Source organism: Sinorhizobium sp. KGO-5 (assembly GCF_036245905.1).
GTDB lineage: Bacteria > Pseudomonadota > Alphaproteobacteria > Rhizobiales > Rhizobiaceae > Sinorhizobium > Sinorhizobium meliloti_A.
The window spans coordinates 94520-109550 of the sequence record NZ_BDIZ01000011.1 but is presented as its reverse complement, the minus strand read 5'-3'; the positions used below and the strand labels follow the sequence as shown (position 1 = coordinate 109550).

Genomic DNA, 15031 nt, shown 5'->3' with positions numbered 1-15031 from the left:
ATCGCCGGGAGACGGACGGCATGAGGCGGCTGGCAGCGATCATGGACGCGGACGTCGTCGGCTATAGCCGGCTGATGGGGCTGGATGAAGCAGGCACGTACCGGGCGGTCAAGCAATGCCGTGATGCCTTCATTCTACCTTTGGTCGCGGCCCATGGCGGAAGGATCGTCAAGCAGGCGGGAGACGGGACGCTCGCGGAATTCGCAAGCGTTCTCGATGCGGTCGCCTGCGCGGTCGCGATCCAGCGAACGATGCATGATCACGCCGGAGGCGCCGAAGCGGAGCGTCTGGAGTTGCGCATCGGCGTCCATCTCGGCGATATCGTCGCTGACGATGGCGACATCCATGGCGAAGGCATTGCCGTTGCCGAGCACCTGCAGGAAATGGCGCCGCCCGGCGGCGTGTGCGTGTCGCAGCAGGTCTATGACCAGATCGGCTTGAAGGTGGATTTCCCCTTGACCGAAATCGGCTGCAGGACATTCGCCGATCTTCCCGGTCCGCTGCGCGCCTGGCGCTGGCAGCCGGGCGGCGCGGCAGGGGAAGTGCCGCCGGCGCCGGCGCAAACCGACCCCCTGCCCGGTAAGAAGCGCCCATCGATCGCGGTCCTGCCCTTCGTGAATCTTTCGAGCGCCGACGAACAGGAACATTTCTCCGACGGCTTTACCGAAGAGTTGATCGCCACGCTCGCCCGATGCCGGTGGCTGCGCGTCGTCGCTCGCAACTCCTCCTTCACCTTCAAGGGGAAGGCGGTCGACGCGAGGAGAGTGGCGGAAGACCTGGGTGTCAAATATGTGATCGAAGGCAGCATACGTCGCGCGGCCAACCGCATCCGCATCACGGCGCAATTGCTGAGCGGCGAAACCGGCATGCTGCTCTGGGCAGAACGCTACGACCGCATGCTGGACGATGTTTTCGTGCTCCAGGACGAGATCGCGGGGCAGATCACCGGCACCGTGGAGCCGGAACTCGGCTTCATCGAATTCGCTGCGCTGCGCGGCCACACCGCGACGGACATGGATGCCTGGAACATTTACCTGAAGGCGCTATGGCATCTTTACAAGTTCGATCTGGAAAATCTGAGGATATCCAAGACGCTCTTCGAGCGGGCGGTCGATCTCGAGCCCGCCTTTGCCCAGGCCCATGCGCGGCTTGCCTATGTCCATATACAGCTCGGCTGGTACGGCCCTCTGGAAGAGCGGGCCGAGCGGATCGCCGACGCGACGGCGCTCGCGGAACGCGCAATCGCGCTCGACGACCGTGAGCCGGCCGCCCATCTTGCCCTCGGCCGGGCACGGGCGCTCGGCGGCCAGCCGCAGCGTGGCATAGACCACCTGCGGAATGCGCTGAGGCTCGATGCAAGCTTCGCCCAGGGCCACTTCGCCCTCGGGCAAGCGCTTTGCTATGTCGGCCGCCCGGAGGAAGGCATTGCCGCGATCAACGAAGCCTTCCGGTTGAGCCCCCGTGATCCGCATTTGTGGACCTTTTACAATATGGTGGCTATCGCCCACTATCAGTCGGGTCGCTTCGCGCAAGCCGCCGAAGCGGCCCGTGCCTCCCTGCGCCAGGAGAACGCCACCTTCTGGCCGGCAATGGTCCTGGCGGCCTCGCTCGGCGCCATCGACCGGACCGACGAAACCAGTTCGGCCGTGGCGAACCTTCTTCGCCGTCGCCCGGACATGACCGTGAAAACGGCCCGCGCCGAATTCTACTTCGGCAGCGTGCCGGTCATGCCGGAAGATTTCATCGCCCGTTTCGTCAGCGATCTGCGCCGCGCCGGCCTGCCTGACTGATATCCAGCTGCTGCCGAATGGCCCGCTCGAAGGGACATGCGGCGGCGCCTGTCCACCACAGCGTAACCGCAAATAAAATCGCCCACGTGGTGCACGTCCCCTCTCCCCGCTTGCGGGTAGAGGGCCAGCGTGAGGGGCAAACTGCAGCAGGGTTGTGTTCCCTGAAACCCCGCCCCCGTTCGTCACTTTCGTGACATCTCCCCCGTACGGGGTATCCCCCGGGTCGCCCTATCCTATTGCAGCGTGCGCGAAGGAACGGCGGCCGCCTGGCCGTTCATGGCCTCCGGCGCCGTCGCCTGAGTTCCGCGGTTGCTGTCGAGGCCGGTCGCGACGACGGACACGCGGAAAGTGCCGTCCAGGCTCCGGTCGAAGATCGCACCGACGACGATGTCGGCTTCGTCGTAAACTTCCTCGCGGATTCGGGTCGCCGCCTCGTCCACCTCGAAAAGCGTCATGTCCATTCCGCCGGAGATCGACACGAGCACGCCTTTGGCACCGCGCATGGAGACTTCGTCGAGCAGCGGGTTGGCGATCGCCGCCTCCGCCGCCAGCATCGCGCGGTTCTCGCCGGTCGCTTCGCCCGTGCCCATCATCGCCCGGCCCATGCCCTTCATCACCGTCTTGACGTCGGCGAAGTCGAGATTCATCAGCCCCTCCTTGACGATCAGGTCGGTGATGCAGCTGACGCCCGAATAGAGGACCCGGTCGGCAATCATGAATGCGTCGGCGAAGGTCGTCTTGGCATCGGCGATGCGAAAGAGGTTCTGGTTGGGGATGACGATGACCGTGTCTGCACTCTCCCGCAGCCGCTCGACGCCGAGCTCCGCCGTCTGCATGCGCCGCTGTCCCTCGAAGCTGAAGGGCTTGGTGACGACCGCGACCGTCAGGATTCCGGCCCGCCGCGCCGCTTCCGCGATCACCGGCGCCGCTCCCGTACCGGTACCGCCGCCCATGCCTGCCGTGACGAAGCACATATGCGTGCCGCCGAGGTGGTCCATGATCTCGTCGATCGATTCCTGCGCGGCCGCATTGCCGATGTCGGGCACCGAACCGGCGCCGAGACCCTCGGTGATGGCAGCGCCCAGCTGGATCCGCCGCTCCGCCTTCGACGTCGCCAGCGCCTGCGCGTCCGTGTTCGCGGCGATGAAATCGACGCCCTGGAGGTTTTCGGCGATCATGTTGTTGATCGCGTTGCCGCCGCCGCCACCGACGCCGATGACCGTGATCTTCGGGCGCATCTCGGTAATGATCGGCTTCTTGTATTCCGTCATGGTTCTTCTCCTTGGGCAGTTCCCCGGCCGCCTGAAAACTCGGAACACGGAGAGCGAATGCGGTGCGGCGCGAATCAGGCGCCTTCATTCTAGGAATTCAAAAAAGCCACAGAGAAGGCAAGAGCGACAAAATCATGGCAGTCCACAACTACCTTCGTCGGCAGGGGAACAAAGAAATATCCGGGCACGTTCAATCTGGGTTTCGCGCAAGGAGGAATGGCTGCCATGGGTACCGAACAAGCCCCGACGGCGAAGGGCAAGCAATCCAGCACCGGCCTGCACAAAAGCGCCGCCAAGGAAGAGAAAAAAACCGAAGCACAAAAGGGATCCGACCTTAGAAAAGGCGCCGATCGGTTCGACGAACGTTCGAAAAGCTCCGACGGCCGCAGCGCCGCCTCGAAGCAGAAGCCGAAAAAGTAAAGAGACGTCTCTTCAACGCCCGCCGCGGGCGCCGGCTCAACCCGCTTCGGATGCGGGCGCGGTATAGCGCCGGCGCACCGCCTCGGCCAGCCTCTGCCGGCTTTCGGCAGGCGAGAGCGAACGATCCTCTTCTATGCCCGCAGCCTCCTCGGCCAACTCCTCGTCGCCGATGCGTTCCTCGAACCACTTCGAGTAATCGCCGTGGCGCAGATGGTGCTCCCAGGTCGTGTCGTCTATGCCTTCGGCGATCTGCAGAAACATCGTCAGATTGTGGGCGCGCAAATTCATCTCGTTCTTCGGACCGCGGAAATAGAAGCTTGCCTCCTCGCCCAGGCGGCCCTCCGCATATTTGCGCGTATGCCGCTTGCGGGCTTCCCGAGGTTGCTCGCTCTTGATCCGCCGAACCGGCGTGCGCGGCGTGCGCCGCCAGAAAAGAACCTCGTCTTCCCCGAAAGAAGCATCCAGCCCGTCCGGCAACGCCTCACCCAAGACGGAGCAAACCGTCGCGATTACATCGCGCGCCTTGGGACCGAGCGCTGCGACCGCAGTGATCTCCTTGAGAGCATCGGGCGAGACCGAGTCCGGATGGACCGTGATCATGATCATGCCGGAGCGGTCGTCGGAAAGCGCGAGCGAGGCACTGTCGCGCGCTGCCGGCATGAGATGATGGGCCTCGTCGATAATCAGCCAATGCGGCCTGCCGGTCTTGGCACGCAGCGCCGACAGGTCTGGCATCAGGCCGGCGAAGAACTCGGGCCGGTCGTTGGGCTCGACGCCTGTTGCGCTGACGACGACGTTATCGTCCGGATTGGCCAGGAGCTCCAGCACCTCCCTGCCCGTAGGCGCGACAGACCCGTTCCCCACGGTCACCGCGCCTTCAAGCCCCTCATAGTCGCCCTCCGGATCGAATATGCAGAGCTGGAAGCGCCGTTCCCGTAATCGCTCCGCAAGGGCGGTCGCCAGTCTCGACTTGCCGATGCCGGAACTCCCCGCTATCAGCAGCACGTCCTGCGGTCCGATCTCCACCGGCCCTTCGTCATCCTCACCGATCGGCACCTGGTGGCGGGCACTCGCGCACAACGCATAATCGGACTCCATGATCCGGTTCATCAGTTGCTCGACGCCGGCCCCGCGCACACCCTCGAGGATCACGTCGGCCGTCTCCTTGAGCGCCGGCAAGGCGTTGGCCACGGCGGCTCCGCAGCCGCACATCCTCAAAAGCGCGTGATCGTTCTCGGCATCGCCCACCCCCACCACGTTGAGAAAGGAAAGCCCCATCTCCTTCAGGGCCGCCTTCAGCCCCGTGGCCTTGTTCACACCCGTCGGGAGCACCATGACGGCGCCCTTGTTGAAGATGATCTCGAGTTCGAGGCCGAGCTCGTTGATCGCTTCGAGCGCGGCTGTCTGGAACGGCTCCCAGGTGGCGACGATGGAACGGCCGACCGACATCCTGTCGACGCCCTTCTCCTTGAGGCGCTCGATGAAGGCCTCCGGCGGCGAGGGTGCAAGCAGCCGCTCCTCGCCGGTTTCCGGCGTATAGAGCAGCGCACCGTTCTCGACGACGACCTTGTCGAACACATCGATTTCGGGAAATACGCTCTTGAGGTCCGGCAGTTCGCGCCCGGTCACGAGCAGAAGCTTGCGCCCGCTCTCCTTCAGCCTCTTCAAGGTCTCCAGAGTTTCCGGACGGACGGCACCGTAATCGGCCAGTGTACCGTCGTAATCCGTCGCAAGAGCCATGACATACATCTGCGTGCCGCCTCCTTCTGTTACCGGCCGCCGGATCCGCTCGATCTTTAGCCGCCGCTATTGTCGTGCTGCACGGTGGAACGTGCAAGGCCAAGGCTGGTTCCGGCCCGCAAAGCCGCCTGTCGCCGCAAGCTTTGTCTAAAGCCGCCAGCCTCCACGCACGACGAAAGGAACGCGAGCACCGTCGCAGAGCGGCACGCTGCTATAGGCTTTGAGGCTTTGCCCGTCGGGCAGCGCGAGTGTGAGTGCGGAGCGTTCGCCCTCGAAGACCGAGGAGAGAACCCGCATCGGGATGCCTTCGCCATCCCGATGAACCTGCTCCGGACGAATGAGCACGTCGCAAAGCGGCCCCTCGCCTGCATGCGGTTCGCCTGCATGCCCTTTGCCGCCGTGCCTGTCGGCAAGCGCAGCGCGGAGGAGCGGCCAGTCGAGCGCACGCCCCGCTCCCTCCGGCAAATTCAACCGCACGATCGCGCCGCGACCGATCAGACCCCCCACCACCCGACCCTCAGGCCGCGCATAGATATCCGCCGGCGGCGCCACCTGAAGAAGCTTGCCTTCCGACATCACCGCGACGTCGGTCGCAAGCGCCATCGCCTCGGCCTGGTCGTGAGTCACATAGATCATCGTGGCGCCGGAGCGCTCGTGAAAGGCGCGGAAGGTCTCCTCCATCGACTTCCTCAAATGCTGATCGAGATTGGCGAGCGGCTCATCGAGCAGCACCACGTCCGGTTCCGTGACCAGGCAGCGCGCCAGCGCCACACGCTGCCGCTGGCCGCCGGAAAGTACAGCCGGCCGCCGATCGGCGAAATCGGTAAGCTTCACCAGCGAAAGCGCGTCGCCTACCCGCTTGCGCCAGGCCTCGCCGGAAAAGCCGCGGACCTTCAAGGGGTAGCCGACATTCTCCGCCACCGTCATATGCGGCCAGAGCGCATAGGATTGGAATACCATCGCCATGTTGCGCTTCTCCGGCGGCAGCACACGGGCTGCATCCGAAAGCCGGCGCTCGCCGAACTCGATCGAGCCGTCCGTCGGCTGCTCGAAGCCGGCGATCATCCGGAGCACCGTCGTCTTGCCACAGCCGGAAGGCCCGAGCAGCGCGAGAAATCCCTGCTTGCGCAGCGCCAGCGACACGTTCGAAACGGCCGGCCTCACCTGCTCTACACCTTTTCCACCGAAGTTTTTGGTCAGGTGGTTGAGGATCAGTTGCGCCATGGCAGCACGCCCTCCGGCAAATATTTCGCGAAGAATTCCAGCGCCGCCATCAGCCCGATGACCATGACGACGACGAGCACCGAGAGCGCCGAGGCGAGATCGGAAGAGCCGCTGTCGTCGAGATTGAAGATTGCGACGCCGAGCGTCTGCGTGCCGGCGGACCAGAGGAGCGCCGAGACGGTCAATTCGTTCGCCGCGATCAGGAAGACGAGGATGACCGAAGCGCCGGCGGCCGGCGCCAGAAGCGGCAGCAGCACATCGCGCATGCGGCGCAGGAACCCCGCGCCCGCAAGCCGCGCCGCCTCCTCGAGCGAGGGATCTATCTGCAGGAAGGCGCTCATCACCGGCTTGAGGCTAACGGCGAAGAAGGAGGAGAAATAGGCGGCAAGAATGATCCAGATCGTACCGTAGATCGAAACGCCGATCAGCGGCAGCGGTGCCGCGAAGGCAAGGATGAAGGCGACGGCGAGCACGATACCGGGCAGCGCATAGGGGATCTCGATCAGGATCGCCATAAGACTGGCAAGCCGCCCGCGCCGCGTCACAAGCAGGTAACCGGCCGGTACGGTGACCGCAAGCAGGCCGACTGCAGCGGCGGAGGCGAGGAAAAGGGAATTCTTGAGCGCCGTCAACGTCATCGACTGGCGGAAGAGTATTTCCCCATAGGCGTTCAAGGTCATGGTGTCGAAACTGAGCGGCACGCCGTAGGCCGGCACGAGGGAACTTGCGACGAGCGCCAGGAGCGGTGCGACCAGCAGCAGCGCCAGGATTGTCCAAAGCAGCGCCTCCGCGGCGAACCGCATGCGCCCGAGCGTGAAGGCGGCCCTCGCGCCGGCAAGGCCGATCAGGCGATAGTCTCTGCGCTTGAGCGCTCGCTGCTGCAGAAGCAGCCCTGCGGCGGAAATCAGGGCGATCAGCGTCGAAAGCACCGCGATTTCGCCGAAGGTGGACGAACCGAAACTCGCAAACCGGCTGAAGATCAAGGTCGGCAGCGTTTCGATCGAGGCGGGAATGCCGAGTATCGCCGGGATACCGAAATTGCCGATACCGGATACGAAGGCGATCGCCGCTCCGGCGATGAGCCCCGGAGAGGAAAGCGGCAGAACGATGTCGCGAAGGACGCGCCAGGGCGAGGCGCCGCAAAGCCGCGCCGCCTCGACCCCGTCGCGGGGCGCCGCTGCAAGTCCGGCCCTGATCGCCAGGAAGACGAGCGGCGCATGCTGTACGCCGAGAAGCAAGGCGATCCCCGCAAGCGAATAGAGTGGCTGAGGGCTGCCGAGCGGCGGTGCAAGCCCCAGCGTCTTGAGAAGGGGGCTCGATGGACCCGACATCTCCACCCAGGCGAGCGCCGTCACCTGTGGGGGGATCATCATCGGCAGCATGAAGGCGAAGCTCAAGGCAAGCTTGCCACGGATGTCCGTAAGCGCCACGACAAAGGCGAAGAGTGCCCCCACGAAGAGCGAGATCGCCGTGCCGCCGGCCGCCGTGATCAGCGTATTGCGGAGCGCCGCAAAGGTCGCCGCCTCGAAGAGCACCCCCACCGCCTCGCCTCCTTCGAGGCCCTTGATACCGGCCCATCCGAGTCGGATCAGCGGCAGCGCCGAAAGCAGAAAGACTGCGCCGAACACCAATGCCAGCAGCCATGCGGGCTCCCCGCCCGCAGACATGCGCGGGCCACGGAGCCGGAAATATGCCGCTCGCCACCCCGTCCCGGCCTTCGAGGAGTTCGCTCTAGGTGATCGACCCTCCGTCACGTAAGGCGACGGCGGCACCTCGAAGCCGCGCAGCGTCCTCGTCAGCGGTTTCGGTAGCGGAGCCCGGCTCGGTTCCCTGCTCCGGTCTGCCGCCTCGTCCATCGCGCCGCCGAATGCGAACCAAAGCCACAGCCAGGACCGCGCCTTCGACAGAACGCTCAGCGGGCGCTCCAGCTTTTTCAAGCCGGAACCACCCTCGGCACTCCGGTCGGCAGCCGGCGCGCAAGATATCCGGCGCCCGCTGCGGGCGATCTCGTCAGTGTCCGGCATCGAGAGGTCAGTTGGTACCGAAAATGCCGGAGAAGGTTTTCAGGTCCGCCTCGGAGTTCTTCACGGCTTCGGCAGCATCGACCGGCAGCACCTTGATCGTCTCGCGCGCCGGGAAGCCCTCCGGCAAGGCCATGCCGTCGCGCGCCGGGATATAGCCCATTTTCACCGCCACTTGCTGGCCCTCCTCGGAGAGCAGGAAATCAACGAATTTCTTTGCTGTCTCCGGGTTTCTTGCGGTCTTCAGGATGGCGACCGGCTCGGTGACGGCGGAAACGCCCTCGGCCGGGAAGACGAATTCCACCGGCGCACCCTTGGCCTTCTCGCGGATGGCCATGAAATCGACCACCATGCCATACGCCTTCTCGCCGGTCGCGACCGCCTTCAATACGCCGCCATTGCCGCCGGCGGCCGTCGCGCCGTTTTCGGCGAGCGCCTTGTAATAGTCCCAGCCGAGCCCGTCGATGCCGGCAAGCGTCTGGGCATGGATCAGCGCCGCACCCGAGGTGAGCGGGCTCGGCATGGTGACCAGACCCTTGGCCTCGGGTTTCGCAAGATCCTGCCAGCCGGCCGGCTTCATCGAAGCGGAAGCGTTGTAGACGATGCCGGTCGTGATCATCTTCGTCGAATAATAGGCGCCCTCGGCATCGAAGAGCGAGGCGTCATAAGCCGCCGCTTCCGGAGATTTGTAGGGCATCAGATATCCCGTTTCCTTCAGCCGTTGCATCGTCACCGTGTCGGCGATCAGAAGCACGTCCGCCACCGGGTTCCCCGCTTCGATCTCCGCCATCAGCTTGGCCATTATCTTCGTCGTCCCGTCCCGCACCCACTCGACCTCGACACCCGGATTCGCGGCCTGAAACGCGTCCACCGTCGCCTGCGCGTCCTCGTTCGGCTGGCTGGTGTAAAGCACGAGGCTTTCCGCGAAAGCGGCAGTGGACAGGAGGCCGGCGACGAGCGCTGCGGCGACGGCAGGGAGAAGCGTTTTCATGAATTTGCCCTCGGTCGGAGAAAGATCGCGCCGAGGGATAGAGCGGGTGTTTTACAGGGATGTGACAGCGAAAAGCCGGAAAACCCTCAGCTCGTCGGCCGACCGGAGTATTCCACGAATGTTCTCGGACGATCTCTCTAAAATATTATTGGCGATTCAAATCAGCGGCTTGATCGTATTTTCGGGACGGGGTGAGTCCCTCGCACAATTAAATTCGGTTCATCCATTGCATATCTCGAAGCAGCGTTTATATATAGCTCATCGAAACTTGCTTGTGACCTTTGTCTACGCGCCGAAGCGCTTCGTCAGATTTCCTCTCAATATCGATCAAACCGGGCTGATATTCGTCCGGGAACTCTAGCGATTGAAAGGAAATCGTTATGAACTCAGGCACCGTAAAGTGGTTCAACAGCACCAAGGGCTTCGGCTTCATCCAGCCCGACGATGGCGCCACCGACGTATTCGTGCACGCCTCCGCCGTTGAACGCGCTGGAATGCGTTCGCTCGTAGAAGGCCAGAAGGTTACCTACGACATCGTCCGCGACAACAAGTCCGGCAAGAGCTCTGCAGACAATCTGCGGGCCGCATAAATTCGTCATTCGCCTCCGCTGACCACGGATGTACTGGCAGGGAGCGTTTGAATGACGGGGCGCCCCAGCGCGTCTGGTAAAGACGCGCGGCGCTCAAGAGGAGGTCGGGGTAACGCCCGGCCTTTTTTGCTTGTGCCGCCCCCGGGGTGGCACGGACGAAGGAGATGGCCATGGGCCGGAACACCTACAGCGTTGGCGACAGTGTCGTCCTGAGAGCCGATCTCACGCGCACGGCCGCTGCGGACCGGACCTGCCGCATCGTGTCCATCCTGCCCGCGGCCGAACATGGGGAAGCGCAATATCGGGTGCGGTTCGGAACGGAGAACTTCGAACGGCGAATCTTCGAACACGACATCGATCCTTCGGAAACGGCTTCGCCGGTCCAGGAACACGGCCAGACGGCATCGGTCGAAGGCAAGCCCTGGTTCAAACCCTTGAACATCAGGACGCCGAAATAAAGAACCCAATCAGCAATCCTATAAAAACGGAAAGGATATACTTTGCAGGTACTCGTCAGGGACAATAACATCGACCAGGCTCTTCGCGTTCTCAAGAAGAAGATGCAGCGTGAAGGCGTCTTCCGCGAAATGAAGATGCGCAGCGCCTACGAAAAACCGTCCGAAAAGCGCGTCCGCGAAAAAGCAGAAGCTGTCCGCCGCACCCGCAAGCTGGCGCGCAAGAAGCTTCAGCGCGAAGGTCTGCTGCCGTCGCCGAAGAAAGTAGCCCGCGCGCGCTGAGGCGCGCCCTGCGGCTGCACAGCAGCTACGGCGATCCTCGCACGTCTGATGAGCGCGCGGCGCTGTAGGCTGGTACCACTTTGCGACGCGCCCTTGCGCGTCGTTTTCATGCGTGAATTCGCTCGGTCCCCTCTGCGGCGTTTCCTTCGACCCTGCGATCACGGTTCCTGCGCCTTTGCATCCGCCAGACCCACAACGCGGCCGCGCAGATCGCAATTTCCGCCGCAAACGTCCAGTGCAGTATGAAATTGAGGTACCAGGGCTCAAAGCGCGCCGGCACCTCGACGAGGTTGAAGCGGGTCCCCGAAAGGGGATGGAGCCAGCGGATGTCTGCGGCGATCGAATCGAGAAGAAGGTGCATCATCACGTTGGCGAGCGCGACCCAAACGAGAAACATAGAGTGCCGCTTCCCGGCAAGGATCAGCGCCGCGGCCGTGAGCGCCGCAACCCCCAGCCAGAAAATCGGCAAATGGGTCCAGTAGTCGTGATGTGGCGTACGCCGGCCGTCTCCGAGGTAAAAATAAAGCAGATCCAAATCCGGAAGCACGGAGAAGATCAGCCCGACCGCGAGCGCGCGGGATCGGATGGTTTCATTCTTTCGAGCGATGCAATGGGTGAGAATGTAACCGGCGGGAAGATGGGCAATGAACATCGAGCGGGATCCTGGGCGGCTGCGTGCCGGATGCAGACCATCAGGGCATCCCGGCATTTTCATGGCAACCGCCGGTTAGGATTATGAGGAATTTCCACCCTAAAGGGCACTGCAGAGAAGCCTGCTTTTCCCCTCCCGAATCCGCGCTATAGTCACTGGGGCCGGCCCAAGGACATGTCGCATGACACTCACCCTCTACCTTCATCCGCTTGCTTCCTTCTGTCACAAGGTGCTGATCGCGCTGTACGAAGCCGGCACGCCGTTCACCCCGCAGGTCGTGGATCTCGGAGACCCGGCGGAGCATGCTCGCTATCTGGAGGTCTGGCCCGTCGGCAAGATTCCCGTGCTGCACGACGCTGCACGCGACAGGACGGTGCCGGAAACCTCAGTGATCATCGAATATCTCGACCAGCATTACCCCGGTGAGCAGCCGCTGATACCGCACGACGACGCCCTGGCGCTCGAGGCGCGGCTCTGGGACCGCTTCTTCGACCTCTACGTCCAGGTCCCGATGCAGAAGATCGTGACCGATACGCTGCGCGCCTCCGGCGAGAACGACCGGCGCGGCGTCGCCGATGCGCAAGCGGCGCTGGCGAACGCGTATGACCTTGCCGAACGCCACTTCGACGACCGGCGCTTTGCGGTCGGGGAAAGCTTCTCGATCGCCGACTGCGCCGCCGCGCCCGCCCTCTTCTACGCCGGTATCGTGGCCCCGTTCGACGGCACCCATCCGAACCTCGGCGCCTATTTCGAGCGCCTGCTGGAGCGCCCCTCCTTCCAGCGCACCTTGGCCGAGGCGCGGCCTTACTTCCCGCTGTTTCCCTATAAGGACGCGATACCGACAAGATTCCTCTAACATCCTATAGGCGACCAACAACACAAGGAGCGAGACAATGGAATATCGTCGGCTCGGCCGCTCCGGGCTCAAGATCTCGACCATCACCATGGGTACGATGACGATCGGCGGTGGCGGAAAGTTCTCCCAGGTCGGCGATGTAGGTGTCGCGGATGCCCGCCGCTATGTCGACCTCTGCCTGGATGCGGGCGTCAATCTGATCGATACGGCGGACATCTATTCGACCGGCACCTGCGAGGAGATCATCGGCGAAGTTCTCGGAGGAAAGCGCAAGGACGGCGTGCTCATCGCCACCAAGGCGCGCTTCTCGATGGGCCCCGGCCCCAATGACGGAGGCCTGTCGCGCCATCACCTGGTCCACGCCTGCGAGGCGAGCCTGAAGCGTTTGAAGACCGACGTAATCGACCTTTACCAGGTTCATGAATGGGACGGTCAGACGCCGCTCGAGGAAACCATGGAAGCGCTCGATACGCTCGTGCGCCAGGGCAAGGTGCGCTACATCGGCTGCTCCAACTATTCCGGCTGGCACATCATGAAGGCACTCGGCATCAGTGCGCTCGAACACCGCCAGCGCTTCGTCAGCCAACAGATTCATTACACGCTCGAAGCGCGCGAGGCCGAGTACGAACTGGTCCCGATCTCCATCGATCAGGGTCTCGGCATCCTCGTCTGGGGCCCGCTGGCGGGCGGCCTTCTGTCAGGCAAGCACAGGCGCGGACACTCGCCGGAAGGCACCCGCCAGCTTGCCGGCTGGAACGAGCCGCCGATCCGCGACGAGGAACGGCTGTGGAAGATCGTCGACATGCTGGTGGCGATCGCCGCCGAGCGCAACGTGTCCCCGGCGCAGGTCGCGCTCGCCTGGCTTATCGGCCGAGATGCCGTCACCTCGGTGATCATCGGCGGGCGCACCGAGGAGCAGTTCCGCGACAATCTCGCCGCTGCCGGCCTGAAGCTCACCGACGAGGAACGCGAGCTCCTCGACGCCGTCAGCCTGCCGCCGGTCATCTATCCCTATTGGCATCAGCTCTGGACCGCCAAGGACCGCCTCGGCAAAGCCGATCTGTCGCTGCTCGGGCCGCATATTTGAGCGACGACAGCTCTTTATGAACCCGCGGCCGCCCCTCATCCGCCTGCCGGCACCTTCTCCCCGCTATTGGGGCGAAGGAGACTCGCGGTAGCCGCTCGATATCTCTCCGCAACCGTTCATTGGAACTGAGTGCATGCCGCTTGTCCCTTCTCCCCGATTTGCGGGGAGAAGGTGCCGGCAGGCGGATGAGGGGCGAAAATCGTCAGCCTGCCGCGACTTCCACTCAGGCCGCCTGCGCGACCTCGCCGCGAATGAGATCGGCCAGCCGGCGGATGCCCTCGTCGATCATCCTGTCGTTGGCGCAGGAGAAGCTGAGCCGCAGGGTGTTTTCGCCGGACCCGTCGGCGAAAAAGGCGCGGCCGGGGACGAACGCCACCTTGGCCGTCTGGATCGACTTGGCCAGCAGCTCAGCGCCGTCGCTCCCCTTCGGCAGCGTGACCCAGATGAACATGCCGCCTTCGGGCTTCGTCCAGGTGACGCCGGCGGGCATGTATTTTTCGAGCGCCGACAGCATCGCGTCACGCCGCTGCCTGTAGGCCTTGTGGATTTTCGCCACCTGCGCCTCGAAGCCCCGCCCGGCGACGGTCGCGATCGCCATCTGGTTGATGGTGGAGGAGTGAAGGTCGGCGGCCTGCTTCATCAGCACCAGCTTGCGGATCACCGGTTCGGCGGCGCAGATCCAGCCGACGCGAAGGCCAGGCGCCAGCGTCTTCGAGAAGCTGCCGCAATAGATCGTGCGCGTGCTGTTTATGTCGCCTTTGCGGGCGATCTCGAGCGCAAGGATCGGCGGGATCGCCTCGCCGTCATAACGCAGCGACTGGTAGGCCGCATCCTCGATGATGGCGATGTCGAGCTCCTCGGCAAGTGCTAGGACGTGCTCGCGCCCGGCACGACCCACCGTCTCGCCGGTGGGGTTGGCGAAGTCGGCCGAGAGATAGGCGAACTTGACGCGCCCGCCCGCTTCCGCTGCAGCCTGGGCATAGGCTGCCGGCGTCCGGTTGCCGGCGGGGTTCAGCTGATCGTAATTGGGTTCATAGGCGTTGAAGGCCTGCAGCGCACCTAGATAGGTCGGCCAGGTGACGAGCGCCGTGTCTTTCGGCGACAGAAACAGCTTGCCGAGATAGTCGAGCCCCTGCTGCGAACCGGAGGTGATGAAGATGTTGTCGACGCTCGCCGGAATGCCAAGTGCCGCCATCTGCCCGGCGAGCCACTCGCGAAGCGGCCGATAGCCCTCGCTCACCGAATATTGCAGCGCGGCACCGACCGACGGCCCATCGAAAATCTCGGCGTAAGCTTCCCTGAACGCATCATTCGGAAAAAGCTCAGGATCGGGAATTCCGCCCGCAAACGAAATGATGTCGGGACGATCGAGCAGCTTCAGCAATTCGCGGATTTCCGAAGCCTTCATCCGGCTCGAGCGCGTGGCGAAAGTGCTTTCCCAATCCAGCATGGAGGTCCTCCCGGTTGCATCCGAGGGACATGAACACAGTCCATTATTTAAGTCAATATTCCTGACCTATTTTGCCTCAGCTGTCGCCTGCGCCGTTACGGGCAACCGTGGAGCTACAGACATTCCGATACGCTCGTTGGAAAATGGGAGGCGTTGGGAAACGCGGCATCGAAGCACACGGGACTGTGTCGCCGTGGCCGTC

General features: G+C 63.6%; 14 protein-coding genes. 7 read left to right on the top strand and 7 right to left on the bottom strand.

Translation table 11 applies throughout. The features are described from left to right. Positions 1 to 20: 20 nt before the first annotated feature. Positions 21 to 1790, top strand: coding sequence for a tetratricopeptide repeat protein (locus BHD07_RS28250; protein ID WP_338283957.1), 1770 nt, complete (start codon positions 21 to 23; stop codon positions 1788 to 1790). Positions 1791 to 2023: 233 nt separating this feature from the next. Here BHD07_RS28250 and ftsZ read toward each other — a convergent pair whose 3' ends face one another. Then, positions 2024 to 3061 (bottom strand): cell division protein FtsZ, encoded by a 1038-nt coding sequence (gene ftsZ / locus BHD07_RS28245; protein WP_275597720.1) that lies wholly within the window; start codon positions 3059 to 3061, stop codon positions 2024 to 2026. A 225-nt stretch (positions 3062 to 3286) separates the two neighbouring features. On the opposite strand from ftsZ, the gene BHD07_RS28240 reads away from it, so the two are divergent. Beyond that, complete coding sequence (locus tag BHD07_RS28240; protein ID WP_018095335.1) at positions 3287 to 3481, top strand: hypothetical protein; 195 nt, start codon at positions 3287 to 3289, stop codon at positions 3479 to 3481. A 36-nt stretch (positions 3482 to 3517) separates the two neighbouring features. Here BHD07_RS28240 and BHD07_RS28235 read toward each other — a convergent pair whose 3' ends face one another. The 4 genes from BHD07_RS28235 to BHD07_RS28220 all read right to left on the bottom strand — a co-directional run bounded on the left by BHD07_RS28235 (position 3518) and on the right by BHD07_RS28220 (position 9457). After that, positions 3518 to 5230, bottom strand: a complete 1713-nt coding sequence (locus BHD07_RS28235; protein WP_338283956.1) for an HAD-IIB family hydrolase — start codon at positions 5228 to 5230, stop codon at positions 3518 to 3520. Between the two features lie 138 nt (positions 5231 to 5368). Then, on the bottom strand, positions 5369 to 6445 hold the full coding sequence (locus BHD07_RS28230; RefSeq protein ID WP_338283955.1) for an ABC transporter ATP-binding protein: 1077 nt from the start codon (positions 6443 to 6445) through the stop codon (positions 5369 to 5371). Continuing rightward, positions 6433 to 8469, bottom strand: a complete 2037-nt coding sequence (locus tag BHD07_RS28225) for an ABC transporter permease (protein WP_338283954.1) — start codon at positions 8467 to 8469, stop codon at positions 6433 to 6435. Before BHD07_RS28225 ends, BHD07_RS28230 begins: the two co-directional genes overlap by 13 nt. Positions 8470 to 8476: 7 nt before the next feature. After that, positions 8477 to 9457, bottom strand: a complete 981-nt coding sequence (locus BHD07_RS28220) for an ABC transporter substrate-binding protein (RefSeq protein WP_275597716.1) — start codon at positions 9455 to 9457, stop codon at positions 8477 to 8479. A gap of 380 nt (positions 9458 to 9837) precedes the next feature. On the opposite strand from BHD07_RS28220, the gene BHD07_RS28215 reads away from it, so the two are divergent. The 3 genes from BHD07_RS28215 to rpsU all read left to right on the top strand — a co-directional run bounded on the left by BHD07_RS28215 (position 9838) and on the right by rpsU (position 10784). Next, complete coding sequence (locus BHD07_RS28215) at positions 9838 to 10047, top strand: cold-shock protein (protein WP_018095341.1); 210 nt, start codon at positions 9838 to 9840, stop codon at positions 10045 to 10047. Positions 10048 to 10217: 170 nt separating this feature from the next. Next, positions 10218 to 10505, top strand: a complete 288-nt coding sequence (locus tag BHD07_RS28210) for a cold-shock protein (RefSeq protein ID WP_100674880.1) — start codon at positions 10218 to 10220, stop codon at positions 10503 to 10505. 42 nt (positions 10506 to 10547) lie between these two features. Next, positions 10548 to 10784 carry a 30S ribosomal protein S21 gene (gene rpsU, locus BHD07_RS28205; protein WP_003537123.1) on the top strand — a complete coding sequence of 79 codons (237 nt, stop codon included), beginning with the start codon at positions 10548 to 10550 and terminating at the stop codon, positions 10782 to 10784. A 106-nt stretch (positions 10785 to 10890) separates the two neighbouring features. Here the strand turns inward: rpsU and BHD07_RS28200 are convergent, their stop codons facing one another. Further along, positions 10891 to 11436 (bottom strand): metal-dependent hydrolase, encoded by a 546-nt coding sequence (locus tag BHD07_RS28200; RefSeq protein WP_338283953.1) that lies wholly within the window; start codon positions 11434 to 11436, stop codon positions 10891 to 10893. A gap of 181 nt (positions 11437 to 11617) precedes the next feature. Here BHD07_RS28200 and BHD07_RS28195 point away from each other — a divergent pair, with 181 nt between their 5' ends. Both BHD07_RS28195 and BHD07_RS28190 read left to right on the top strand, forming a co-directional pair. Beyond that, a complete protein-coding gene (locus BHD07_RS28195) occupies positions 11618 to 12292 on the top strand; it encodes a glutathione S-transferase family protein (RefSeq protein WP_275597714.1) in 675 nt (224 codons plus the stop codon). A 37-nt stretch (positions 12293 to 12329) separates the two neighbouring features. Continuing rightward, positions 12330 to 13379: an aldo/keto reductase gene (locus BHD07_RS28190; protein WP_338283952.1), complete on the top strand. Its 1050-nt coding sequence runs from the start codon at positions 12330 to 12332 to the stop codon at positions 13377 to 13379. Between the two features lie 223 nt (positions 13380 to 13602). Here BHD07_RS28190 and BHD07_RS28185 read toward each other — a convergent pair whose 3' ends face one another. Continuing rightward, positions 13603 to 14829: an aminotransferase-like domain-containing protein gene (locus BHD07_RS28185; RefSeq protein WP_338283951.1), complete on the bottom strand. Its 1227-nt coding sequence runs from the start codon at positions 14827 to 14829 to the stop codon at positions 13603 to 13605. Between the last annotated feature and the right edge of the window lie 202 nt (positions 14830 to 15031).